This is a genomic window from Agromyces agglutinans, from assembly GCF_009647605.1.
Taxonomy (GTDB): domain Bacteria; phylum Actinomycetota; class Actinomycetes; order Actinomycetales; family Microbacteriaceae; genus Agromyces; species Agromyces agglutinans.
Window position 1 is genome coordinate 1 of record NZ_WJIF01000008.1, and the last position, 24,831, is coordinate 24,831.

Here is a 24,831-nt window from a genome sequence, read left to right on the forward strand (position 1 = left end):
TGGTATGGTTGACAGGTTGCCCTGAAGTTCGGGCCTGCGGTTTGCGGGTTGTCTGGTTCAGGTGCGTCCGTTTCTTGAGAACTCAACAGCGTGCACTATGTTCAATGCCAATTTATTGAACCCCAGCTCACCTCTTTTGGGGTGGGTATGGATTCCTTTGATTGATGGACAATTTGATTCTAAGTAGTCAGTTGTTTCTCTGTCAGTGAACGAACTCCTCGACACCTTTTGGGGTGTTGGGAACCATTTTTTTTGGAGAGTTTGATCCTGGCTCAGGACGAACGCTGGCGGCGTGCTTAACACATGCAAGTCGAACGATGAACTGGGAGCTTGCTCTTGGGGATTAGTGGCGAACGGGTGAGTAACACGTGAGTAACCTGCCCTGGACTCTGGGATAACCCCGAGAAATCGGAGCTAATACCGGATAGGACCTGGAACGGCATCGTTTCGGGTGGAAAGTTTTTCGGTCTGGGATGGACTCGCGGCCTATCAGCTTGTTGGTGAGGTAACGGCTCACCAAGGCGTCGACGGGTAGCCGGCCTGAGAGGGTGACCGGCCACACTGGGACTGAGACACGGCCCAGACTCCTACGGGAGGCAGCAGTGGGGAATATTGCACAATGGGCGAAAGCCTGATGCAGCAACGCCGCGTGCGGGATGACGGCCTTCGGGTTGTAAACCGCTTTTAGTAAGGAAGAAGGGGAGCTTGCTCCTTGACGGTACTTGCAGAAAAAGGACCGGCTAACTACGTGCCAGCAGCCGCGGTAATACGTAGGGTCCGAGCGTTGTCCGGAATTATTGGGCGTAAAGAGCTCGTAGGCGGTTTGTCGCGTCTGCTGTGAAAACTAGAGGCTCAACCTCTAGCCTGCAGTGGGTACGGGCAGACTTGAGTGCGGTAGGGGAGAATGGAATTCCTGGTGTAGCGGTGGAATGCGCAGATATCAGGAGGAACACCGATGGCGAAGGCAGTTCTCTGGGCCGTAACTGACGCTGAGGAGCGAAAGCGTGGGGAGCGAACAGGATTAGATACCCTGGTAGTCCACGCCGTAAACGTTGGGCGCTAGATGTGGGGACCTTTCCACGGTTTCCGTGTCGTAGCTAACGCATTAAGCGCCCCGCCTGGGGAGTACGGCCGCAAGGCTAAAACTCAAAGGAATTGACGGGGGCCCGCACAAGCGGCGGAGCATGCGGATTAATTCGATGCAACGCGAAGAACCTTACCAAGGCTTGACATACACGAGAACGGGCCAGAAATGGTCAACTCTTTGGACACTCGTGAACAGGTGGTGCATGGTTGTCGTCAGCTCGTGTCGTGAGATGTTGGGTTAAGTCCCGCAACGAGCGCAACCCTCGTCGCATGTTGCCAGCACGTCATGGTGGGAACTCATGTGAGACTGCCGGGGTCAACTCGGAGGAAGGTGGGGATGACGTCAAATCATCATGCCCCTTATGTCTTGGGCTTCACGCATGCTACAATGGCCGGTACAAAGGGCTGCGATGTCGTAAGGCGGAGCGAATCCCAAAAAGCCGGTCTCAGTTCGGATTGAGGTCTGCAACTCGACCTCATGAAGTCGGAGTCGCTAGTAATCGCAGATCAGCAACGCTGCGGTGAATACGTTCCCGGGCCTTGTACACACCGCCCGTCAAGTCATGAAAGTCGGTAACACCCGAAGCCGGTGGCCTAACCCTTGTGGAGGGAGCCGTCGAAGGTGGGATCGGTGATTAGGACTAAGTCGTAACAAGGTAGCCGTACCGGAAGGTGCGGCTGGATCACCTCCTTTCTAAGGAGCACTGGCCACTTCGGTGGTCCAGGCATGCCAGATCAGGGGCATACGTTCCCTGCTGGCAGCTCATGGGTGGAACATTGACATAGGCATCCAGGCCAAGGGTTCTGGTTCAGTACGCCATCTTCGGGTGGTTGGAACGATCGGGGTCGGCGGGTTGGGTGCGTGCACGCTGTTGGGTCCTGAGGGACCGGACGCAGGTCCTCGTCTTGTGGCGGGGGCTGGTTTGGACTCTTCAGACCTTCACCGAGGATGACCGTTTTGGTTGTCGGGTGTGGGGGTTCTGGCCGTCTGTTGAGAACTACATAGTGGACGCGAGCATCTTAGATCAACCCTCTTTTGGGGGTTGGTCACATAGGTGAGTCGCCAGGTGGCATGCCTTCGGGTGTGCTGGTTTGGCGTATTCACTGGTCAATTTCGCAGCACCCTTGGGTGTTGCACGAATTCGATCGAACTCATGTGATTTCAAGTTTCTAAGAGCAAACGGTGGATGCCTTGGCATCTGGAGCCGAAGAAGGACGTCGTAATCTGCGATAAGCCTCGGGGAGTTGATAAACGAGCTGTGATCCGAGGATTTCCGAATGGGGAAACCCCGCCAGGCCCTTTGGGTGACCTGGTGACTCCCGCCTGAATATATAGGGCGGGTAGAGGGAACGTGGGGAAGTGAAACATCTCAGTACCCACAGGAAGAGAAAACAACCGTGATTCCGTAAGTAGTGGCGAGCGAACGCGGAACAGGCCAAACCGGTCATGTGTGATACCCGGCAGGGGTTGCATGGTCGGGGTTGTGGGACCTTTCGGGTCGATCTGCCGGTCGACCACGGTGACGTGCATGGTATAGGCGAACCGGATTGAAAGCCGGACCGGAGTGGGTGCGAGTCCCGTAGCCGAAATGCTGTGCAGCCCGGAGAGGTATCCCAAGTAGCACGGGGCCCGAGAAATCCCGTGTGAATCTGCCAGGACCACCTGGTAAGCCTAAATACTCCCAGATGACCGATAGCGGACAAGTACCGTGAGGGAAAGGTGAAAAGTACCCCGGGAGGGGAGTGAAATAGTACCTGAAACCGTTTGCTTACAAACCGTTGGAGCCTCCTTGTAGGGGTGACAGCGTGCCTTTTGAAGAATGAGCCTGCGAGTTAGCGATCTGTGGCGAGGTTAACCCGTGTGGGGTAGCCGTAGCGAAAGCGAGTCTGAATAGGGCGATTCAGTCGCAGGTCCTAGACCCGAAGCGAAGTGATCTATCCATGGCCAGGTTGAAGCGACGGTAAGACGTCGTGGAGGACCGAACCCACTTCAGTTGAAAATGGAGGGGATGAGCTGTGGATAGGGGTGAAAGGCCAATCAAACTTCGTGATAGCTGGTTCTCTCCGAAATGCATTTAGGTGCAGCGTTGCGTGTTTCTTGCCGGAGGTAGAGCTACTGGATGGCCGATGGGCCCCAACAGGTTACTGACGTCAGCCAAACTCCGAATGCCGGTAAGTGAGAGCGCAGCAGTGAGACGGTGGGGGATAAGCTTCATCGTCGAGAGGGAAACAACCCAGACCACCGACTAAGGTCCCTAAGCGCGTGCTAAGTGGGAAAGGATGTGGAGTTGCACAGACAACCAGGAGGTTGGCTTAGAAGCAGCCACCCTTGAAAGAGTGCGTAATAGCTCACTGGTCAAGTGATTCCGCGCCGACAATGTAACGGGGCTCAAGCACGCCACCGAAGTCGTGGCATTCATACAATCGATAGGCCTTCGTGGTCCAGTCGTGTGGATGGGTAGGAGAGCGTCGTGTGCCGGGTGAAGCGGCGGAGTGATCCAGCCGTGGACGGCACACGAGTGAGAATGCAGGCATGAGTAGCGAAAGACGGGTGAGAAACCCGTCCTCCGGAAGACCAAGGGTTCCAGGGTCAAGCTAATCTGCCCTGGGTAAGTCGGGACCTAAGGCGAGGCCGACAGGCGTAGTCGATGGACAACGGGTTGATATTCCCGTACCGGCGAAGAACCGCCCACACGAAACCAGGAGTGCTAAGCATCCCAAGACACGTGGATCCCTTCGGGGACGATCGTGTGGCGGCATGCGACCCCATCTGGTGGAGTGAGCGTATTAACAGGTGTGACGCAGGAAGGTAGCCCAGCCCGGGCGATGGTTGACCCGGGGCAAGCGTGTAGGCCGAGCGATAGGCAAATCCGTCGCTCATGATGGCTGAGACGCGATGCGGATGAAAAGTGGGTGATCCTATGCTGCCGAGAAAAGCATCGACGCGAGGTTCCAGCCGCCCGTACCCCAAACCGACTCAGGTGGTCAGGTAGAGAATACCAAGGAGATCGAGAGAATCGTGGTTAAGGAACTCGGCAAAATGCCCCCGTAACTTCGGGAGAAGGGGGGCCTGAAGCGTGAACCGGCTTGCCCGGGGCAGCGTGGATGGCCGCAGAGACCAGTGGGAAGCGACTGTTTACTAAAAACACAGGTCCGTGCCAAGTCGCAAGACGATGTATACGGACTGACGCCTGCCCGGTGCTGGAAGGTTAAGCGGAACGGTTAGCTCTTCGGAGCGAAGCTGAGAAGTTAAGCCCCAGTAAACGGCGGTGGTAACTATAACCATCCTAAGGTAGCGAAATTCCTTGTCGGGTAAGTTCCGACCTGCACGAATGGCGTAACGACTTCCCAGCTGTCTCAACCGCGAACTCGGCGAAATTGCATTACGAGTAAAGATGCTCGTTACGCGCAGCAGGACGGAAAGACCCCGTGACCTTTACTACAGCTTGGTATTGGTGTTCGGTGTGGCTTGTGTAGGATAGGTGGGAGACTTTGAAGCGGGCACGCCAGTGTTCGTGGAGTCATTGTTGAAATACCACTCTGGTCACTCTGGATGTCTAACTTCGAACCGTGATCCGGTTCAGGGACAGTGCCTGGTGGGTAGTTTAACTGGGGCGGTTGCCTCCCAAAAAGTAACGGAGGCGCCCAAAGGTTCCCTCAACCTGGTTGGCAATCAGGTGGCGAGTGTAAGTGCACAAGGGAGCTTGACTGTGAGACTGACAGGTCGAGCAGGGACGAAAGTCGGGACTAGTGATCCGGCAGTGGCTTGTGGAAGCGCTGTCGCTCAACGGATAAAAGGTACCTCGGGGATAACAGGCTGATCTTGCCCAAGAGTCCATATCGACGGCATGGTTTGGCACCTCGATGTCGGCTCGTCGCATCCTGGGGCTGGAGTAGGTCCCAAGGGTTGGGCTGTTCGCCCATTAAAGCGGTACGCGAGCTGGGTTTAGAACGTCGTGAGACAGTTCGGTCCCTATCCGCTGCGCGCGTAGGAAATTTGAGAGGATCTGACCCTAGTACGAGAGGACCGGGTTGGACGAACCTCTGGTGTGCCAGTTGTTCCGCCAGGAGCACCGCTGGTTAGCTACGTTCGGAATGGATAACCGCTGAAAGCATCTAAGCGGGAAGCCGGCCTCGAGATGAGATTTCCATCCCTTCGGGGGAGAGGCTCCCAGTAGACGACTGGGTTGATAGGCCGGGTGTGGAAGCAAGGACGAAAGACTTGTGCAGCTGACCGGTACTAATAAGCCGATAACTTGACAATCACTACACACACACGATTTGAACTCATTCAAGTAAAGGCCGTGTGCGTGGCCCCGAGATTGCTCGCGTCCACTCTGTGGTTCCCAACAGACGGAAACCCAAACAACACAACTCAACAACGAACCCGCACCACCCACCCCGAACAACACGGGCCAGGCGTGGAAGCGGACACCGAGACCACCAACCACCCCAACAGGCGTGTTTGGTACTAGAGTTTCGGCGGCCATAGCGCGAGGGAAACGCCCGGACACATTCCGAACCCGGAAGCTAAGACTCGCAGCGCCGATGGTACTGCAGGGGCGACCCTGTGGGAGAGTAGGACACCGCCGGACATTCATTNCGAACCCGGAAGCTAAGACTCGCAGCGCCGATGGTACTGCAGGGGCGACCCTGTGGGAGAGTAGGACACCGCCGGACATTCATTCGAGAAGAGCCGCCCAAAGTTGGGCGGCTCTTCTTGGTTTAACGCGAAGAGCCGCACCACGCCGATGAGCGTTGGGCGGCTCTTCTTGGTGAACGTGAAGAGCCGCACCACGCCGATGAGCGTTGGGCGGCTCTTCTTGGTGAACGTGAAGAGCCGCACCACGCCGATGAGCGTTGGGCGGCTCTTCTTGGTGAACGTGAAGAGCCGCACCACGCCGATGAGCGTTGGGCGGCTCTTCTTGGTTAACGTGAAGAGCCGCACCACGCCGATGAGCGTTGGGCGGCTCTNGAGGAATGGCCACCCACCGCGTTCAATTGCGAACGCAGGCGGGTGGCCATTTTCTCGTTAACGGGTGCTTCCGAAGTGCTCGCAGTACCGTTGAGTCGACCGGACCGACCGGGTCCACAGACGAACACCACATCGACAGGATGAGTACGTGACCGATTCCAGCCAGGGCCCGAACGGCGAGGACCGCGCCAAGCGCGCCGACCGTCCGAGGAGCGGGAGCGGAGGGTCGCGATCCGGTTACGGCGGCGCGGGTTCCGGTGGTCGTCAGGGCGACCGTGGGCGCGATGCCGCGCCGCGCCGTGACGGCGGGAAGCCGTGGGAGCAGCGTGACGGCGACCGCAGTTCAGCGCCGCGCCGCGACGGCGGGAGGCCGTGGGAGAAGCGTGACGGCGACCGCGGGTCTGCGCCGCGCCCCGACGGCGAGAAGCCGTGGGAGAAGCGTGACGGCGACCGCGGGTCTGCGCCGCGCCCCGACGGCGAGAAGCCGTGGGAGAAGCGTGACGGCGACCGCGGTTCTGCGCCGCGCCGCGACGGCGGGAAGCCGTGGGAGAAGCGTGACGGCGACCGCGCCGGCGGGCGATCCGGTGGCTCCGATCGCGGCTACGACCGGCGTTCACCGGGCGCGTCACGCCCCCCTCGCGAGTATGCGGGCGCGCCTGCGGGTCTCGACCGGCCTCGGCACGACGACCCGTTCGTCCCCGACGAGATCGAGCCGCGCGATCTCGATCGCGGCGCACGCGCCGAGCTCAAGACCCTGAGCAAGGAGAACTCCGACTGGGTCGCGCGTCACCTCGTGGCCGCGGCCACGTTCCTCGACGACGACCCGGAACGGGCCCATCAGCACGCGCTCGCGGCATCCCGTCGCGCCGGCCGAGTAGCCGTGGTGCGCGAGACGCTGGCGCTCACGGCCTACGAGACGGGGGATTTCGCGCTCGCACTGCGCGAGCTGCGCACGTACCGTCGCATCTCCGGAAGCAATGACCAGCTTCCGCTCATGGTCGACAGCGAACGCGGCGTCGGTCGGCCCGATCGCGCGCTCGAGCTCGGGCGCTCGGTCGAGCGTGACTCGCTGCCGCCCGCCGTCCAGGTCGCGCTCGCGATCGCCATGTCGGGCGCGCGGCTCGATCTCGGCCAGCCGGACCTCGCACTCGGCGAGCTCGAGATCCCGCAGCTCGACCCGAACGTCGCGTTCAGCTACAGCCCGGCACTGTTCGCGGCTTACGCGGAGGTGCTCGAAGAACTCGGCCGCATCGCCGACGCCGAGACGTGGCGCGCGCGGGCCGAGCGTGCTGAAGCGGCCCTCGCGGGCCCTGCTGACGCCGAGGTCTTCGAGGTGTACGACTTGGACGAGTCCGGCGACACCGAGCCGGCGACGCCCGCCCGGCGAACCGCTCGCGACGCTGCGGCCGCCGACGCGCCGCCCGTGGCGGGAACCGCCGACGCGGCCTCGGGCGAGGCAGCCCGCGCAGGAGACGGCGACCCTGCCGACGCGATCGAGCCGGAGGTCGCGGCGCTGCTCGCCGAAACCGACCCCGCGAACGCCGCAAGCCCGGTCGCGGAGCCTGCCGCAGGGCCGGCTGACGAGGACGGGGCCGATGGGCCTGTTCCGGACCAGGACTGAGGCGGCGGCACCGCTCGAGGGAGTCGATGCGGTGCTCGCCGACCTCGATGGCGTCGTCTACCGCGGCGCGGAGGCGATCCCGTATGCCGTCGACAGCCTGAACCGCGCGAAGAGCGGCCGGGCGGTCGGATACATCACCAACAACGCGTCGCGAAGCGATGCATCCGTCGCTCGTCACCTCGCGGAGTTGGGTCTCGCGGTGGAGGCGGCCGATGTCGTGACATCACCGCAGGCGGCGATGCACCTGCTGGCCGAACGCGTGCCGGCGGGCGCGCTCGTGCTCGTCGTCGGCGGCGAGGGCATCGTCACCGAGCTCGAGCGGCGAGGGTTCCGCGTCACGCGCTCGGCGGACGACGATCCGGCGGCGGTGGTGCAGGGGTTCGCGCCCGACGTCGGCTGGACCCAGCTCGCCGAGGCCGCGTTCGCGCTGAACAAGGGCGGGTTCGCCGATGAATCCGGCATCCCGTGGATCGCGACGAACATGGACTGGACGATCCCCGTCGCGCGCGGGATCGCGCCCGGCAACGGCACGCTCGTCTCGGCGGTGCACACGGCGGTCGGGCGGTTCCCCGTGGTCGCCGGCAAGCCCGAGACGCCCATCTTCGACGAGGCCCGGCGCAGGTTCGGCGCGGAGCGCCCGCTCGTCGTCGGCGACCGGCTCGACACCGACATCCTCGGTGCGAACCGCGCGGGCATGGCCTCGGCGGTCGTGCTCACGGGCATCGACCGGGCGAAGCAGCTGCTCGCCGCCGAGGCATCCCATCGGCCCGATTTCATCCTCCGCGACCTGCGAGGGCTGCACGAGCCGTACCCGGTGGTCGAGCGCATCCGCGACGGGTTCCGGGTGGGGCGTTCGAAGGTGCGCATCGACGGGGCGGATGTCCTGATCGCCGCAGAGGGCGACGACGAGCTCGACCTCCTGCGTGCGGCGTGCGCGTCGATCTGGGAGTCGGGGCGACCGATCCACGCGTTGCAGGTGCCCGCCCAGCTGTACAGCTGAGGCTGAACGTCGACGGGGCGGTCCGCGGATCGGCCCGTTGAGGGATGCCGCGTCGGCGGCTGCGGGTACCGTTGAGGCATGCACGACTCATCCGACGCGCCCGAGGGTCTCGAAGCGCCGAACGGCACCGCCGAGCCGATGGCCCACGACGCGGTCGACGTGCACGCCGGCCCGGCGGGTGAGGCGGCGTCGATCGAGTCGCTTCCGCTCGCCGAGCGTGCGCCGCGCTACCAGGCCGCCGCCGACCGCCTGCGCGACGAGCTCGAACGCTCCGATCCCGCGCGCGGCGACGCCTGACATGGGCGAGCAGCGGCTCGACGCCGCGCTGGCCGACCGCGGGCTCGCGCGCTCGCGCACCCACGCGGCTGCGCTCATCGCGTCGGGCGCCGTGTCGGTCGACGGGCGACCGGTCGTGAAGGCCTCGCATCGGGTCTCCGACGATGCACGCCTCGACGTCGCGGCATCCGATCACTACGTGAGCCGTGCCGCGCACAAGCTCATCGCCGCGCTCGACGGGTTCGAGGTCGACCCTGCCGACCGCGTGGTCCTCGACGCGGGCGCGTCGACGGGCGGCTTCACCCAGGTGCTCCTCGAGCGGGGCGCCCGCAACGTGCTCGCCGTCGATGTCGGGCACGGGCAGCTCGCCGAGACGCTGCGCGGAGCCGAGGGGCTGGTGGTCGTCGAGGGGTGCAACGTGCGTCATCTCGACGCCGGTGAGCTCGCGCGGCTCACGGGCGTCGATGAGCGGCCAACGCTCGTCACGGCCGACCTGTCGTTCATCTCGCTGACGACCGTGCTGCCCGCGCTGGTCGCGACCGCCGCGCCCGGCGCCGAGTTCGTGCTGCTCGTCAAGCCGCAGTTCGAAGTCGGGCGCGGCGGCGTCCGGGAGGGCGTCGTGCGGGACCCGGCCCTGCGCGACGACGCGGTCATGGGCGTGCTCTGGGCGGCGTTCGACCTGGGCCTGGGCATCGCCGGCGTCCGCTCCTCCCCGATTGCCGGGGGCCACGGGAATCACGAGTATCTCGTGCACCTGACCGCCTCGGCCGGGTCCGATCCGTCAGAATGGACGGGTCGAGTCGAGCAACTGACGAGAGGTGGGCAGCCATGACCGACGCCCGGCACTTCCTCGTCGTCGCGCACACCGGGCGCAGTACCGCGCTCGAGGCCACCGGCGCGGTGTGCGCGCAGCTGCTCGAGGCCGGCGCCGTCCCGGTGATCGCGACCGAGCACTGGGACGACGTGCACGCGTTCGTCCCCGAGTTGAACGGCCGGGTGCGGCGGTTCGAGTCGATCGATCCCGGTGAGATCGAGCTCATCATCGTGCTCGGCGGCGACGGCACGATCCTTCGCGCGGCCGAGCTCATGCGCGAGCACGCCGCCCCACTGCTCGGCGTGAACCTCGGGCACGTCGGGTTCCTCGCCGAGAGCGAGCGGGATGACCTCGGCTACACCGTCAGCCGGGCGCTCGCGCGCGACTACACGGTCGAGGAGCGCATGACGCTCGCCGTGCGCGTGAAGTCCGGCGCCGAGGTGGTCTACGAGAGCTGGGCGCTGAACGAGGCGACGGTCGAGAAGGCCGAGCGCGAGCGCATGCTCGAGGTCGTGATCGAGGTCGACCGGCGGCCGCTGTCGTCGTTCGGATGCGACGGGGTGGTCATGTCGACGCCGACGGGCTCGACCGCCTACTCGTTCTCGGCGGGCGGCCCGGTCGTCTGGCCGAGCCTCGAGGCGCTGCTGCTGGTGCCGCTCAGCGCGCACGCGCTGTTCGCCCGGCCGCTCGTCGTCGGCCCCGAGTCATCGCTCGCGGTCGAGGTGCTCCAGCGGACCGAGGCCGCGGCCGTGCTGTGGTGCGACGGCCGTCGCATGTTCGACCTGCCGCCCGGGGCGAGGGTCATCGTGCGGCGGTCGTCGCATCCGGTGCGCCTTGCGCGCCTGCACGAGGCGCCGTTCACCGACCGACTGGTCAACAAGTTCGACCTGCCCGTCTCCGGGTGGCGCGGCCCGGTCGGGCGCGAGTGAGGCGACGATGATCGAAGAGATCGGCATCCGCGACCTCGGCGTCATCGCCGAGGCCGTCCTTCCGCTGGGCCCCGGGTTCACCGCGGTGACCGGCGAGACGGGTGCGGGCAAGACCATGGTCGTCACGGCGCTCGGCCTGCTGCTCGGCGCTCGCGCCGACGCGGGAGCTGTGCGCTCCGGAGCGAAGCAGGCCTGGGTCGAGGGGCGCTGGCTCGTCGACCCCGAGTCGTCCGTCGCCGAGCGTGTCGCCGAGCGTGTCGCCGAGGCCGGGGGCGACATCGAGGCGGGCGAACTGCTGCTCGGCCGGTCGGTTTCGGCCGAGGGCCGCAGCCGGGCTGTCGTAGGCGGTCGCAGCGCGCCCGTCGGCGTGCTCTCGGAACTCGGCGACGACCTCGTGGTCGTGCACGGCCAGGCCGACCAGCAGCGCCTGCGCTCGGCGGTCGCTCAGCGCGAGGCGCTCGACCGATTCGCCGGCGCCGAACTCCAGACGCTGCTCGCCGAGTACCGCACGGCGTTCCACGCGTGGCGCGACGACGCCCGCGAGCTCGAGCGGCTCCGCCAGGAGCACGACGACCGCGCGCGCGAGGCCGACGAGCTGCGCGAGGCGCTCGACGAACTCGAGGCCGCCGACCCGCAACCCGGCGAAGACGTCGAGCTGCAGGAACGCGCCGACCGGCTGAGCAACCTCGAAGACCTCCGGCTCGCGGCCGCGCAGGCGCACGAACTGGTGTCGGCCGAGTCCCCGGTCGACGACTCGCCCGACGCGGTGACCCTCGTCGAGAGCGCTCGCCGCCACGTCGAGCGTGTCGCGCCGCACGATGCGGCGCTCGCCCCGATCGTCGAGGCCCTCGCGAACGCGGGATTCCTGCTCGCCGATGCCGCGGCCGAGCTGTCGGGCTACCTCACGGGCCTCGACGCCGACGGCGCGCGTGAACTGCAGGTCGTCCAGGAGCGCCGGGCCCTGCTCACCGCGCTCATCCGGCGTCACGGCGCCTCGCTCGACGACGTGCTTGCCTTCCGTGCGAACGGCGGCCTGCGGCTCATCGAACTCGACGGCGACGACGAGCGCATCGAGGCGCTCGAGGCATCCGTCGCCGGTCTCGAAGCCGAGGTCGACCGCCTCGCGACCCGCGTGACCGAGCTGCGTACCGACGCCGCGGGGCGGCTCGCCGCGGCGGTCACCGCCGAGCTCGCGGCCCTCGCGATGCCCGACGCGCAGCTCACGGTCGTGGTCGAACCGGCCGCCGAACCGGCCGCGCACGGCCGCGACGCCGTGTCGATCCTGCTGCGTCCGCACCCTGGCGCTGAGCCGCGGTCCGTGTCGCGCGGGGCATCCGGCGGCGAGCTCTCACGCGTCATGCTCGCGATCGAGGTCGTCATCGCCGGCACCGATCCGGTGCCGACCTTCGTGTTCGACGAGGTCGACGCCGGCGTCGGCGGCGCGGCGGCGATCGAGATCGGCCGGCGGCTCGCCCGGCTCGCGGAACGCTCGCAGGTCATCGTCGTGACGCACCTCGCGCAGGTCGCCGCGTTCGCGACGAACCACCTGAGCGTCGTCAAGGGCACCGACGGCCAGGTCACGGCGTCGAGCGTGCGCCAGCTCGACGGCGCCGAACGCGAGGCGGAGATGGCGCGCCTGCTGTCGGGCCTCGCCGACTCGGCGAGCGGGCTCGCCCACGCGAGGGAGTTGCTGGAGATCGCGGCCGACCGAGCCGCGTGAGCATGCCGGGGATCCGGCGGATGGGGGAGAGCGTGGATCGACTCGGGGATGGTTCGCAGGAACGTGGGTTAGGCTATAAGCCCGTGGTGGTAGAACGCGGCGCAGACATTCAGAACACGGCATCCTCGATCGACGAGACGAAGCACATCTTCGTCACCGGGGGTGTCGTTTCTTCGTTGGGCAAGGGCCTCACGGCCGCGAGCCTCGGCAACCTGCTGACCGCCCGGGGGCTCCGGGTCGTCATGCAGAAGCTCGACCCATACCTGAACGTCGACCCCGGGACGATGAATCCGTTCCAGCACGGCGAGGTGTTCGTCACCGACGACGGCGCGGAGACCGACCTCGACATCGGGCACTACGAGCGCTTCCTCGACATCAACCTCTCGCAGGCCGCGAACGTCACCACCGGCCAGATCTACTCGACGGTCATCGCGAAGGAGCGCCGCGGCGAATACCTGGGCGACACCGTGCAGGTGATTCCGCACATCACCGACGAGATCAAGCGGCGCATGCGCCTGCAGGCCTCCGAGTCGCCCAAGCCCGACGTGATCATCACCGAGATCGGCGGCACGGTCGGTGACATCGAATCGCAGCCGTTCATCGAGTCGGCCCGCCAGGTGCGGCACGAGCTCGGCCGCAAGAACGTGTTCTTCGTGCATGTCTCGCTGGTGCCGTTCATGGGCGCGTCGGGCGAACAGAAGACCAAGCCCACCCAGCACTCGGTGGCCGCCCTCCGATCGATCGGCATCCAGCCCGACGCGCTCGTGCTGCGCAGCGACCGGCCGGTCACCGAGTCGAACAAGCGCAAGATCGCGCTCATGTGCGACGTCGACGAGCAGGCCGTGGTCAACGCGGTCGACGTGCCGTCGATCTACGACATCCCGACGATGCTGCACGACCAGGGCCTCGACGCGTACATCATCGACTCGCTCGGGCTCGGGGCGAAGGCCGACGACGTCGACTGGTCGGGCTGGAGCGAGCTGCTGGGCGTCGTGCACGAGCCCAAGCACGAGGTCACGATCGGTCTCGTCGGCAAGTACATCGACCTGCCCGACGCCTACCTGTCGGTGACCGAGGCGCTGCGTGCCGGCGGCTTCGCGAACGAGGCGAAGGTGCGGATCGAGTGGATCCCCTCCGACGAGTGCCGCACGCCCGAGGGTGCGCAGAAGCACCTCGCCGACCTCGACGGCATCTGCGTGCCGGGCGGCTTCGGCGTGCGCGGCATCGAGGGCAAGCTCGGGGCACTGCGCTTCGCGCGTGAGAACGGCATCCCCGTGCTCGGCCTCTGCCTCGGCCTGCAGTGCATGGTCATCGAGTACGCGCGCAACGTCGTGGGTCTCGCGGGTGCTTCGTCGAGCGAGTTCGACCCCGACACGCAGTTCCCGGTCATCGCGACCATGGAGGAGCAGGTCGAGATCATCGCGGGCGGCGACCTCGGCGGCACCATGCGCCTCGGCCTCTACCCGGCGAAGCTCGGCGACGGCTCGCTCGCGGCCGACCTCTACGGCGCCTCCGAGATCTCCGAGCGCCACCGCCACCGGTACGAGGTGAACAACGGCTTCCGCGACCAGATCGCCGCCGCCGGCCTCGTGTTCTCGGGCCTCTCGCCCGACCGCAACCTCGTCGAGTTCGTCGAGCTGCCGCGCGAGGTGCACCCCTTCTACATCGGCACGCAGGCCCACCCCGAACTGCGCAGCCGCCCGAACGCGGCGCACCCGCTGTTCCGCGGACTCGTCGCCGCAGCGCTCGAGCGCCAGCAGGCGAGCCTGCTCTTCGACGACGTGCAGAGCGCATGACGACGGCGACGGATGCCTCCGGCGCATACGCGGCGAACGGGCCCGCGAGCGACGGAGTGCTCGGCGCAGGGGCTGGCCCGACGGCATCGGCCGAGCCGGACGGACTCGTCGACGAGCGGTTCGACCCCGAGGTGCTCTCGAGCGAGCGCGTCTTCGTCGGCCGCGTGTGGGACGTCCGTCGCGAGGTCGTGCAGTACGGCGAGGCGCAGATCACGCGCGATTTCGTCGAGCATCCGGGCGCCGTCGGCGTGCTCGCGCTCGACGACGACGACCGGGTCTTCCTGATCCGCCAGTACCGGCATCCGATCGGGCACCGCGACTGGGAGATCCCCGCGGGCCTGCTCGACGTCGACGGCGAGGACCCGCTCGATGCCGCGCGGCGAGAGCTCGCCGAGGAGGCCGACCTCGTCGCCGCCGATTGGGCCGTGCTGGCCGACATCTTCACGTCGCCGGGCGGCAACAACGAGTCGATCCGCATCTACCTGGCCCGGGGCCTGGCCGACGCCGACGAGGTCTTCGCCCGCGAAGACGAAGAGGCCGACATGCTCAGCCGATGGGTTCCGCTCGACGAGGCCGTCGACGCGGTGCTCGAACGCCGCGTGCAGAACGCGCCGCTGGCTGTCGCCGTGCTCGCCGCGCAGGCGGGGCGTTCGCGCGGCTGGTCGACGCTGGGTGCGGCCGACGCACCGTGGACCGGTCGCCCGTGGCCGCGCGGCGACGGCCGCTGACGAGGCGGAACGCGGACTCGGCGATGAGCGGGCGCGAGGCCGGCGGGAGCGACATCGACGGGCGCGACCTCGACGGGCGCGGGGTTGACGACTACCTGCGGCACCTCGCGGTCGAGCGCGGCCTGGCCCGCAACACCGTGGCCTCGTACACGCGCGACCTCGGCATCTACGCCGCCTTCCTCGAGGAGCGGGGCATCCCCGGGCCCGCGGCCGTGACCGAGTCGCACCTCGCCGACTTCGTCCGGTTCCTCGCGACCGAACGCCGGCCCCCGCTCGCCACGGCGTCGATCGCGCGGGTGCTCTCGGCGGTGCGAGGCCTGCACCGGTTCCTCCTCGAGGAGGGACGCCTCGAGACCGATGTCGCGCGCGATGTCGCGCCGCCGAAGCTGCCGACCCGCCTGCCGAAGGCGATCCCGGTCTCGGCGGTCGAGGCGCTCCTCGCCGCCACCGACGGCGAGGAACCGGCGGACCTGCGCGACAAGGCCCTGCTCGAACTGCTCTACGCCACCGGCGCCCGGGTCTCCGAGGCGGTCGGCCTGAACGTCGACGACCTCGTCGACGACGAGGTGGTGCGCCTGTTCGGCAAGGGCGGCAAGCAGCGCATCGTGCCGGTCGGCCGCTACGCGAGGGCCGCGCTCGACGCGTACCTCGTGCGGGCGCGCCCGCTGCTTTCGGCGCGGGGTCACGCCACGCCGGCGCTGTTCCTGGGCGTCCGCGGCGGCCGGCTGAGCCGCCAGGCGGCCTGGGAGGCGATCACCCGGGCGGCCGAGCGGGCGGGGATCGAGGCATCCGTCTCGCCGCACACGCTGCGCCACTCGTTCGCGACGCACCTGCTCGAAGGCGGCGCCGACGTGCGCGTCGTGCAGGAGCTGCTCGGTCACTCGTCGGTCGCGACGACGCAGATTTACACGCTGGTCACCGCCGATACACTCCGGGAGATGTACACGCAAGCCCACCCACGTGCTCGCTAGAATCGAGCGAGCCCGCGGCCCGAAGGAGATGATTCGCACGTGACCGACCACATGCAGGACCCGGCGGACGGCGTCACCTCGCTGGATCCCGAGCTCGGTCCGACCGGTCGGCCGCTTCGCGAGTTCGCCGAGCCCGCTCCGCTCGCCTCGCACGGCCCCGCTCGCATCATCGCCCTCTGCAACCAGAAGGGCGGCGTCGGCAAGACGACGACCACGATCAACCTCGGCGCGACGCTCGCCGAATACGGCCGCCGGGTGCTGGCGGTCGACTTCGACCCGCAGGGCGCACTCTCCGCGGGGCTCGGGGTGAAGACCCACGACGTGCCGACGATCTACGACCTGCTGCTCTCGCGCGGCATCGACCCGGCCGACGCGATCCAGCGCACGAGCGTCGAGGGTCTCGACGTCATCCCCGCGAACATCGACCTCTCGGCCGCTGAGGTGCACCTGGTCACCGAGGTGGCTCGCGAGCAGATCCTCGCGAGCGTGCTGCGCCGCGTCGCCGGCGACTACGACGTCATCCTGATCGACTGCCAGCCCTCGCTCGGGTTGCTGACCGTGAACGCGCTCACGGCGAGCCACGGCGTGGTCATCCCGCTCGAGTGCGAGTACTTCGCCCTGCGCGGCGTCGCCCTCCTCATCGAGACGATCGACAAGGTGCGCGACCGGCTCAACCCGGCCATCGAGCTCGACGGCATCCTCGCGACGATGTACGACGCGCGCACGCTGCACTCGCGCGAGGTGCTCGAGCGCGTCGTCGACGCCTTCGGCGACAAGGTGCTCGAGACCGTCATCACCCGCACCGTGAAGTTCCCCGACGCGACCGTCGCGGCGACGCCGATTACCGAGTTCGCACCAGAGCACCAGGCGTCGAAGGCGTACCGGCAGCTCGCCAGGGAACTGGTCTTCCGTGGCGCGGTCGCCTGAACCGAAGCCGGTCGGGTCGGTCGTGGCGGATGCCCCGGACGGGGCATCCGAACCGGGCTTCCGCGTCGCGCTCACGAACTTCGAGGGGCCGTTCGACCTCTTGCTGTCGCTGATCGCGAAGCACGAGCTCGACATCACCGAGGTCTCGCTCTCGAAGGTCACCGACGAGTTCATCTCGTACCTGAAGGGCCTCGATTCCGACGAGGAGCTCGACCAGGCTTCGGAGTTCCTCGTCGTCGCGGCCACGCTGCTCGACCTGAAGGTCGTGGGGCTGCTGCCGCAGGGCGAGCTCGTCGACGCGGAAGACGTCGCGCTGCTCGAGGCGCGAGACCTGCTGTTCGCGCGGCTGCTGCAGTACCGCGCGTTCAAGGAGGCGTCGCGCTGGTTCGCCGGCCACCTCGAAGCCGAGGCCTCCCGCCACGCGCGCACCGTGAAGCTCGAGGAGCGGTTCCGCCAGCGCGCACCCGAACTGCGCTGGACCCTCACGGCCGAGGACTTCGCCGCGCTCGCGACGCTCGCATTCACGCCCCGCGAGATCCCGGTGGTCGGGCTCGACCACCTGCACGCGCCGCTCGTGTCGATCCGCGAGCAGGCCGCGCAGGTCGTCGCGGTGCTGCGCCGGGGCGACCCCGTGACGTTCCGCCAGCTGATCGCGGGCATCGAGCAGCGCGGCGTCGTGGTCGCGCGATTCCTCGCGGTGCTCGAGCTCTACCGCCATGCGGCGATCGGCTTCGAACAGCTCGAGCCGCTCGGCGAGCTCACGTTGCGATGGGCCGCCGAGCACTGGGACGACGACCGACTCGACAGCCTGGGAGCCGACTATGACGACGAATGAGACGCACGCGCACGAGCAGGCGGATGCCGCGGCGCCAGACCCTGCCGACGCACCCGGCCCTGCCGACGCACCCGGCCCTGCCGACGCACCCGAGGCCACCGACGCACCCGAGCTCTCGGTCGCGACACCGCTCGACGTGCCGGGCCAGCCGCACCTCGACCTCGACCGGGCGATCGAGGCGATCCTGTTCGTCTCCGACGAGCCGGTCGGCGTCGTCGCTCTCGCCGCGGCGGTCGCACGACCCGTCGCCGAGGTTCGTGCGGCCATCTCGAGGCTCGTCGCCGACTACGACGGCACGGGCACCTCGGGGGAGCCCCGCACCGACGCGGCGGCCGCGTCGCCGGCAGGCGGGGGCATCCGTCGCGGATTCGAACTGCGCGAGGTCGGCGGTGGCTGGCGGTTCTACGTTCGAACCGAATACGACGCGCTGGTGGCGGACTTCGTGCTCACGCAGACCTCGACGAAACTCTCGCAGGCCGCGCTCGAGACGCTCGCCGTGATCGCCTACAAGCAGCCGATCTCGCGGTCGCAGGTCGCCTCGATCCGAGCGGTGAACGTCGACTCGGTCGTGCGCACGCTGCTCGGGCGCGGGCTCGTCACCGAGGTCGACACCGACGCGGAGACCGGGGCGATCCTCTACGGCACGACCGACCTGCTGCTCACCAACCTCGGCATCAACTCCATCGAGGAACTGCCGCACATCTCGCCGTTGCTCGACGACGGCCAGGAGGGATTCGACCTTGACCGAGCATGATCGCGCGGCCGGAACACCGGACCGCCACGACGCCGAGAACCGCCAGCCCACGGGCGCCGACACGCCGGCCGGAGAACCGAGGCTCGGCGGGCCGCCTCCCGGGCAGCGCACCGACGGCGAGCGCCTGCAGAAGGTGCTCGCCGCGGCGGGCGTCGCGTCGCGTCGCGTCGTCGAGCAGTACATCGTCGAGGGCCGCATCCAGGTCAACGGCCGGGTCGTCACCGAACTCGGATCGCGCGTCGATCCCGCGACCGACCAGGTGTCGGTCGACGGCGTCGCGGTGCAGCTCGACGCCGCCAAGCGGTACTACGTGCTGAACAAGCCGCGCGGCGTGGTGTCGTCGATGCGCGACGAGGGAGGCCGGCCCGACCTCACGCGCTTCACCGACCGACTCGAGGAGCGCGTCTTCAACGTCGGCAGGCTCGATGCCGAGACCAGCGGCCTGCTCCTGCTGACGAACGACGGCGAGCTCGCGCACGTGCTCTCGCACCCATCGTTCGGCGTCGAGAAGACCTACATCGCGAAGGTCAAGGGGCGGCTGACCCCGCAGACGCTGCAGCAGCTGAAGCAGGGCATCGAGCTCGACGACGGCCCGATCGCGATCGATCGCGGCAAGCTGCTGCAGGCGCAGGAGGACTCCGCGCACAGCATGGTCGAGGTGACCCTGCACTCGGGGCGGAACCGGATCGTGCGGCGCATGCTCGACGCGGTCGGGCACCCGGTCGTCGACCTCGTGCGCCGCCAGTTCGGGCCGCTGAACCTCGGCACGCTCCGGTCGGGCGAGCTGCGCGAGCTGACTAAGATCGAACGCGGCCGGCTGCTGACCATCGCGCGGGCCGCCGATGCCGCCAAGCACGATGCCGCCGAGCACGACGCAACCGAGCACGAGGCCGGCACCGAACGGAAGGACTGACGTGGTCGAGTCACGCCTCGCGGGGCCCGTCCGCGTCGTCGGTGCGGGCCTGCTCGGCACGAGCGTCGCGCTGGGGCTCCGCTCGCGCGGCATCGACGTGATCCTCGCGGATGCCTCGCCCACGCACGTGGCCATCGCGATCGACCTCGGGGCCGGGCGCTCCGAGCTCCCGGGCGACGCGCCGGAGCTGATCGTCGTCGCGGTGCCGCCCGATGTCACCGCTCGCGTGATCGCCGACGAGCTCGCGGCGTTCCCCGACGCGATCGTGACGGATGTCGCGAGCGTGAAGGCCGGCATCCTCGCCGACCTCGTGGCGGCGGGAGCCGATGTCGGACGCTACATCGGCTCGCATCCGCTCGCCGGGCGCGAGCGCGGCGGCCCGCTCGCGGCACGCGCCGACCTCTTCGTGGGCCGACCCTGGGTCGTCGCCGCACACGACGACATCAGTTACCGGCGCGCGAGCGCGATCGACGACCTCATCCTCGACCTCGGTGCGACGCTCGTCGAGATGACGCCCGACGCGCACGACCGCGGCGTGGCGCTCATCTCCCACGTGCCGCAGGTGATCGCGAGCCTCATGGCCCGTCGCTTCATCGACGCGCCAAACGCAGCACTCGGCCTCGCCGGGCAGGGCGTGCGCGACGTGACCCGCATCGCGGCGAGCGACCCCGACCTCTGGGTGCAGATCCTCGGGGCGAACGCGGCATCCGTGCGCGACATCCTCGTCGCCTACCGCGACGACCTCGACCGGTTCATCGACGCGCTGGCCGACCCGGCCGCGCCGGGTGCCCGCCGGCGCGTCGCCGAGGAGCTCAGCGGTGGCAACACCGGGGTCGAGCGGTTGCCGGGCAAGCACGGCACCGACAAGCGCTTCACGACGGTGACCGTCATGGTCGACGACCGCCCCGGACAGCTCGCGCGCCTGCTCGCCGAGATCGGCGAGATCGGCGTGAACCTCGAAGATCTCAGGCTCGAGCACTCGCCCGGACGCCAGGTCGGCCTCGCGGAGATCCAGGTGCTCCCCGAGGCGGCCGATCGACTCACGAACGAGCTGGCCGAACGCGGCTGGCGGATCGCAGGATGAACAACGTGGACGTGGTGTACCCCTTCGTCGTGGCCCTCGACGGGCCCGCCGGCAGCGGCAAGTCGAGCGTGTCGAAGCAGGTCGCGCGCGAGCTCGGCTGGGGCTTCCTCGACACCGGTGCCGCGTACCGGGCGCTGGCGTGGCACGCCGAGGCCTCGGGCGTCGACCTCGACGACGAGGCATCCGTCATCGCCTGCCTCGACAGCTTCGACTACGGCATCGGCACCGACCCGGCCGGGTATCGCGTCCGCGTCGGCGGCACCGACGTGACCGAGGCGATCCGCGACCCCGGCATCTCCGCGGTCGTGAGCCGCGTCGCGCGCGTCCCCGACGTTCGCCGGCACCTGATCGAGCTGTTCCGCTCGATCATCGCGGCCGAGCACCGCGGCGGCATCGTCGTCGAGGGTCGCGACATCACGACGGTGGTCGCGCCCGACGCGCCGGTGCGGATCCTGCTCACCGCCAGCGAGGAGGTGCGGATGTCGCGTCGCGCGGCGGAGCTCGGCGGGCGGGATGCCGCCGCCACGGGCGCGCAGCTCCGCGCCCGCGACGAGGCCGACTCGAAGGTCGTCGAGTTCATGACCGCGGCCGACGGGGTCACCACCGTGGACTCCAGCGACCTCGACTTCGACGCCACGGTCGCGGCCGTGATCGGCGTCATCCGGGACTCCCAGCCGGTCACTGGTTGAATAGACGGGGGCGATCGCGCGGCAACGCCGCGGAAGACGCCCCGACGAGCTTGAGGAGACACCCATGACCGACCGCGACGACGAGTTCGACGCCCCCGAGGACAACCTCGCCGAGCGACTCGCCGACGTCGACGAGCAACTCGCCGAGCAGCGCGCGGCGGCCCTGCGCACCGGCCTCGACGACTACGAGCTCGACGAGGAGGACCTCGACCTGCTCGAGCACGCCGAGGAGGGCGAGGAGGGCATCACCTACCTTCCGGCGCTCCCGGTCATCGCGATCGTCGGTCGCCCGAACGTCGGCAAGTCGGCGCTCGTGAACCGCATCCTCGGCCGCCGCGAGGCGGTCGTCGAGGACACCCCCGGCGTGACGCGCGACCGCGTGTCGTACAAGGGCGAATGGCTCGACCGTCGGTTCACCCTCGTCGACACCGGCGGTTGGGAGCCCGACGCCAAGGGCATCGACGCCTCGGTCGCCGCGCAGGCCGAGGTCGCGATCGACCTCTGCGACGTCGTGCTGTTCGTCGTCGACGCCATGGTCGGCGCGACCGCGACCGACGAGCACGTCGTGCGCCTGCTGCGCAAGACGAACAAGCCCGTCTTCCTCGTCGCCAACAAGGTCGACGACTCGCGCCAGGAGCCCGAGGCCACGGCGCTCTGGAACCTCGGCCTCGGCGAGCCGTACCCGGTCTCCGCGCTGCACGGCCGCGGCGTGGCCGACCTGCTCGACCAGGTCTTCAAGGTGCTCCCGCAGGTTTCGGCCGTCGCGAAGCAGGAGGTCGGCGGGCCCCGGCGCGTGGCGATCCTCGGTCGGCCCAACGTCGGCAAGAGCTCACTGCTGAACAAGGCCGCGGGCGAGGAGCGCGTCGTCGTGAACGAGCTCGCCGGCACCACGCGCGACCCGGTCGACGAGCAGATCGAACTGGGCGGCCGCATCTGGCGGTTCGTCGACACGGCCGGCATCCGCCGCCGCGTGCACCTGCAGCACGGCGCCGATTTCTACGCGACGCTGCGCACGCAGGCCGCCCTCGAGAAGGCCGAGGTCGCGGTCGTCCTCATCGACGTGACCGAGACGATCTCCGAGCAGGACGTGCGCATCATCGACCTCGTGCTCGAGTCGGGGCGCGCGCTGGTCATCGCCTACAACAAGTGGGACCAGCTCGACGACGATCGTCGCCGCTACCTCGAGCGCGAGATCGAGCAGGACCTGCACCACGTCGCCTGGGCCCCGCGGGTCAACATCTCGGCGCGCACCGGACGCCACCTCGAGAAGCTCGTGCCCGCCCTCGAGACGGCGCTCGACTCGTGGGACACGCGCATCCCGACCGGGAAGTTCAACGCCTTCCTCACCGAGCTCACGCAGGAGCACCCGCACCCCGTGCGCGGCGGCAAGCAGCCCCGGATCCTGTTCGGCACCCAGGCGGCCACGCGGCCGCCGACGTTCGTGCTGTTCACGACCGGATTCCTCGACCCGGGCTACCGCCGGTTCATCCAGCGGCGCCTGCGCGAGATCTACGGCTTCCAGGGCAGCCCGATCGTGCTGAACATGCGCGTGCGCGAGCGCCGCCAGCGTCGGTGAGCCGAAAGCGGTGAGTCGGGGCCGCGGCGGCGTCTACGTCGAGGCATACGTGCGCTGCGACCTCGAGACGCTGTGGCGGCTGACGCAGGATCCGGGCGAGCACGTGCGGTGGGATCTGCGCTTCTCTCGGATCACGCCGGAGCGCGATCTCCCCGGCGGCGGCCACGCCTTCACCTACGAGCGGTCGCTCGGGCTACATGTGATTCGGGGGACCGGCACCACGATCGGCGAGCGCGTGCGTGCCGACGGCGTGCGCACATCGGCGCTGCGATTCGACACGGATGACCCGTGGTCGCCGCTCCGGCACGGTCGCGGCTACTGGCGCTACGTGCCGGAGCCGGGAGGCGTGCGGTTCAGCACGGGGTACGACTACGAGCCGGGATTCGGCCGGCTCGCCGACCGAGTGCTGCGACCCCTCGTCGTCTGGATGACCGCGTGGAGCTTCGACCGGCTGCGCATCTGGGCGGAGACGGGCGAGTCGCCGGAGCGGTGGGGCGTGGCATCCGTACTCGCGATCTGGCGACCCGCACGACCGCGCGCGTCCCGATGCCGCACGACGCCGCCCGAACGTGGTGCGTTCGCCGACGCGCCCGCGACGCTCGCTGCGCTGAAGGCGCCATGAGCGGGGCGAACGGGTCGGGCGGCGGGGTTGGCGCTCGTGATGCGCCCGGTGCGGGAGCCGTGGCATCCGTGTTCCGTCGGGCGATGGGGGACGACTTCGAACGCCTGCATCCGATGCTGCAGCGCCGATTCGGCGTCGCGCTCGACGCCGGCTACGCATGCGTGGGCCGCGGCGAGATGACGCGCATCCGCCGCGGGCCGTGGTGGACGGTCCCATTCCTGCAGGTCGGGCGGCTGCGCAACATCCTCGTGCCCGATGTCGGCGCCGATGTGCCGTTCACGATCGAGAACCACGCCTACCTCGACCCGTTCGGCCGGGAGACCGTCACGTTCGTGCGCGAGTACCGCGTCGGGGGCCGGAGCCGGCCGAGCCGGTTCGACGCGACCATGGTGCTCGACCCTTCGACCTCGCGCGTCGTCGACTACCTCGGCACCCACCAGCACCTCGCCGTCGACCTCGACCTCGCGGCGGAGCCCGATGGGTCGCTGCGGCTGCGATCGGGGGAGCAGCGCTTTCGCGAGGGCTGGATCGACTTCCGCTTCCCGATGGTCGCCTCGGGGTACGCCGAGCTGCGCGAGTCGTACGACGACGAGGCCGGCGTCTACCGGGTGCGGCTCGAGGTGCGCAATCGCCGCTTCGGGTTCCTGTTCGGGTACGAGGGCTGGTTCACGTGCGAGTTCCCGGATGCCTCGGGCGAGGTGCCCGAGCGGCTGCTGCCGCGCCGGCACGAACCACGGTACTGAGCGTCGTAGTGCGGTGCGGTGCGGTGCGGTGCCGGTGCCGTCGATTGGCGTCGGCTATCGCGCCGCGCCGGCGAACTCCACCTGCATGACCACCCGCGTGGGCGAGGGCCGCGCAACCTCGGCGAATCCGGCCGCGGCGAACATCGAGACGGTGCCGGGGAAGAGTTCGGCCGCGCTCGGCTTGGCCTTCGCGGTCGGGTCGACAGCGTACGCCTCGAGTACGGCGGCACCGTTCGAATGTGCGAACGCGATGGCCGCACGAGCGAGTTCGGAGCCGACGCCGAGCCCGCGATGCGCGCGCGGCACCACGAAGCACGACACGGCCCAGACACCGGGATCGTCGAGGTCGCCGTGCGCCGTGCCGCTCTTGACGGTTCGGCTGCGGCGCAGCCGCGGCAGGTTCGCGCGCGGCTCGACGGCGCACCATCCGACGGGCTCTTCGCCGGAGTAGGCGAGCAGACCGGGCCCTGCGCCAGGCGCGGTGAGCTGCGCCTCGAGTCGGGCGCGCAGGTCGTCGACGCCGACCGATCGCCAGTCAGGACCGGGGATCTTGTACCACTGGCACCAGCAGGTGGCCGGGTCACCACGGGTGCCGAACACGGTCTCGACGTCGGCGAAGGGCGCCTCGGCCGCCGGGACGATGCGCAGCGCGGGGCGGTCGGTGGTCTGGCCTGCCATGCCTCCCAACGTACTGCGGGCGGCCGACATCGCTCGCGCAGCCGTGCGTTCGCACCGGCACCGGACGGAATGATGAACAAAGGTAACGATGTAG

General features: G+C 68.3%; 20 protein-coding genes and 3 rRNA genes. 21 read left to right on the top strand and 2 right to left on the bottom strand.

Annotated elements, in window-relative coordinates; translation table 11 throughout:
- The first annotated feature begins 249 nt into the window (after positions 1 to 249).
- The 3 genes from GE115_RS13115 to rrf all read left to right on the top strand — a co-directional run bounded on the left by GE115_RS13115 (position 250) and on the right by rrf (position 5,681).
- Positions 250 to 1,780 (top strand): 16S ribosomal RNA (locus GE115_RS13115).
- A 466-nt stretch (positions 1,781 to 2,246) separates the two neighbouring features.
- Positions 2,247 to 5,350 (top strand): 23S ribosomal RNA (locus GE115_RS13120).
- A 214-nt stretch (positions 5,351 to 5,564) separates the two neighbouring features.
- Positions 5,565 to 5,681, top strand: a 5S ribosomal RNA gene (rrf, locus tag GE115_RS13125).
- Together the 16S, 23S and 5S rRNA genes form the textbook arrangement of a ribosomal RNA operon.
- 20 nt (positions 5,682 to 5,701) lie before the next feature.
- Here the strand turns inward: rrf and GE115_RS13130 are convergent.
- Entirely contained in the window at positions 5,702 to 6,037 is a 336-nt protein-coding gene (locus tag GE115_RS13130) for a hypothetical protein (RefSeq protein WP_153685251.1), read from the bottom strand.
- A 172-nt stretch (positions 6,038 to 6,209) separates the two neighbouring features.
- Here GE115_RS13130 and GE115_RS13135 point away from each other — a divergent pair, with 172 nt between their 5' ends.
- The 18 genes from GE115_RS13135 (at position 6,210) to GE115_RS13220 (ending at position 24,059) form a co-directional block, all read left to right on the top strand.
- Positions 6,210 to 7,682, top strand: coding sequence for a hypothetical protein (locus GE115_RS13135; RefSeq protein WP_153685252.1), 1,473 nt, complete (start codon positions 6,210 to 6,212; stop codon positions 7,680 to 7,682).
- Positions 7,657 to 8,682, top strand: a complete 1,026-nt coding sequence (locus tag GE115_RS13140) for an HAD-IIA family hydrolase (protein WP_153685253.1) — start codon at positions 7,657 to 7,659, stop codon at positions 8,680 to 8,682. The genes GE115_RS13135 and GE115_RS13140 overlap by 26 nt, the downstream gene beginning before the upstream one ends.
- A 78-nt stretch (positions 8,683 to 8,760) precedes the next feature.
- Entirely contained in the window at positions 8,761 to 8,979 is a 219-nt protein-coding gene (locus GE115_RS13145) for a hypothetical protein (RefSeq protein WP_153685254.1), read from the top strand.
- A 1-nt stretch (position 8,980) separates the two neighbouring features.
- Positions 8,981 to 9,790 carry a TlyA family RNA methyltransferase gene (locus GE115_RS13150; protein ID WP_153685255.1) on the top strand — a complete coding sequence of 270 codons (810 nt, stop codon included), beginning with the start codon at positions 8,981 to 8,983 and terminating at the stop codon, positions 9,788 to 9,790.
- Positions 9,787 to 10,701 (top strand): NAD kinase, encoded by a 915-nt coding sequence (locus GE115_RS13155; RefSeq protein ID WP_153685256.1) that lies wholly within the window; start codon positions 9,787 to 9,789, stop codon positions 10,699 to 10,701. Before GE115_RS13150 ends, GE115_RS13155 begins: the two co-directional genes overlap by 4 nt.
- A gap of 7 nt (positions 10,702 to 10,708) precedes the next feature.
- Complete coding sequence (gene recN / locus GE115_RS13160; RefSeq protein ID WP_153685257.1) at positions 10,709 to 12,421, top strand: DNA repair protein RecN; 1,713 nt, start codon at positions 10,709 to 10,711, stop codon at positions 12,419 to 12,421.
- A gap of 20 nt (positions 12,422 to 12,441) precedes the next feature.
- Complete coding sequence (gene pyrG / locus GE115_RS13165; RefSeq protein WP_153685258.1) at positions 12,442 to 14,217, top strand: CTP synthase; 1,776 nt, start codon at positions 12,442 to 12,444, stop codon at positions 14,215 to 14,217.
- Entirely contained in the window at positions 14,214 to 14,945 is a 732-nt protein-coding gene (locus GE115_RS13170) for an NUDIX domain-containing protein (RefSeq protein WP_153685259.1), read from the top strand. Before pyrG ends, GE115_RS13170 begins: the two co-directional genes overlap by 4 nt.
- A 23-nt stretch (positions 14,946 to 14,968) precedes the next feature.
- Positions 14,969 to 15,916, top strand: a complete 948-nt coding sequence (gene xerD, locus GE115_RS13175; RefSeq protein WP_153685260.1) for a site-specific tyrosine recombinase XerD — start codon at positions 14,969 to 14,971, stop codon at positions 15,914 to 15,916.
- 51 nt (positions 15,917 to 15,967) lie between these two features.
- The gene (locus GE115_RS13180) at positions 15,968 to 16,843 is read left to right on the top strand and encodes a ParA family protein (protein WP_153685380.1); all 876 of its coding nucleotides are present in this window, start codon (positions 15,968 to 15,970) and stop codon (positions 16,841 to 16,843) included.
- A 22-nt stretch (positions 16,844 to 16,865) separates the two neighbouring features.
- Complete coding sequence (locus GE115_RS13185; protein WP_312855156.1) at positions 16,866 to 17,678, top strand: segregation and condensation protein A; 813 nt, start codon at positions 16,866 to 16,868, stop codon at positions 17,676 to 17,678.
- Entirely contained in the window at positions 17,665 to 18,432 is a 768-nt protein-coding gene (gene scpB / locus GE115_RS13190) for an SMC-Scp complex subunit ScpB (protein ID WP_153685261.1), read from the top strand. The genes GE115_RS13185 and scpB overlap by 14 nt, the downstream gene beginning before the upstream one ends.
- A 124-nt stretch (positions 18,433 to 18,556) precedes the next feature.
- On the top strand, positions 18,557 to 19,345 hold the full coding sequence (locus GE115_RS13195) for a pseudouridine synthase (protein WP_246190795.1): 789 nt from the start codon (positions 18,557 to 18,559) through the stop codon (positions 19,343 to 19,345).
- Positions 19,290 to 20,429, top strand: coding sequence for a prephenate dehydrogenase (locus GE115_RS13200; protein WP_153685382.1), 1,140 nt, complete (start codon positions 19,290 to 19,292; stop codon positions 20,427 to 20,429). The genes GE115_RS13195 and GE115_RS13200 overlap by 56 nt, the downstream gene beginning before the upstream one ends.
- Positions 20,426 to 21,118: a (d)CMP kinase gene (gene cmk, locus GE115_RS13205; RefSeq protein ID WP_153685263.1), complete on the top strand. Its 693-nt coding sequence runs from the start codon at positions 20,426 to 20,428 to the stop codon at positions 21,116 to 21,118. The genes GE115_RS13200 and cmk overlap by 4 nt, the downstream gene beginning before the upstream one ends.
- A gap of 64 nt (positions 21,119 to 21,182) precedes the next feature.
- A complete protein-coding gene (gene der, locus GE115_RS13210; protein WP_153685264.1) occupies positions 21,183 to 22,694 on the top strand; it encodes a ribosome biogenesis GTPase Der in 1,512 nt (503 codons plus the stop codon).
- 10 nt (positions 22,695 to 22,704) lie between these two features.
- On the top strand, positions 22,705 to 23,316 hold the full coding sequence (locus tag GE115_RS13215; RefSeq protein ID WP_312855158.1) for an SRPBCC family protein: 612 nt from the start codon (positions 22,705 to 22,707) through the stop codon (positions 23,314 to 23,316).
- A gap of 83 nt (positions 23,317 to 23,399) precedes the next feature.
- Positions 23,400 to 24,059 carry a DUF4166 domain-containing protein gene (locus tag GE115_RS13220; RefSeq protein ID WP_246190790.1) on the top strand — a complete coding sequence of 220 codons (660 nt, stop codon included), beginning with the start codon at positions 23,400 to 23,402 and terminating at the stop codon, positions 24,057 to 24,059.
- Positions 24,060 to 24,113: 54 nt separating this feature from the next.
- Here GE115_RS13220 and GE115_RS13225 read toward each other — a convergent pair whose 3' ends face one another.
- Positions 24,114 to 24,737, bottom strand: coding sequence for a GNAT family N-acetyltransferase (locus GE115_RS13225; protein ID WP_172979918.1), 624 nt, complete (start codon positions 24,735 to 24,737; stop codon positions 24,114 to 24,116).
- Positions 24,738 to 24,831 lie beyond the last annotated feature (94 nt).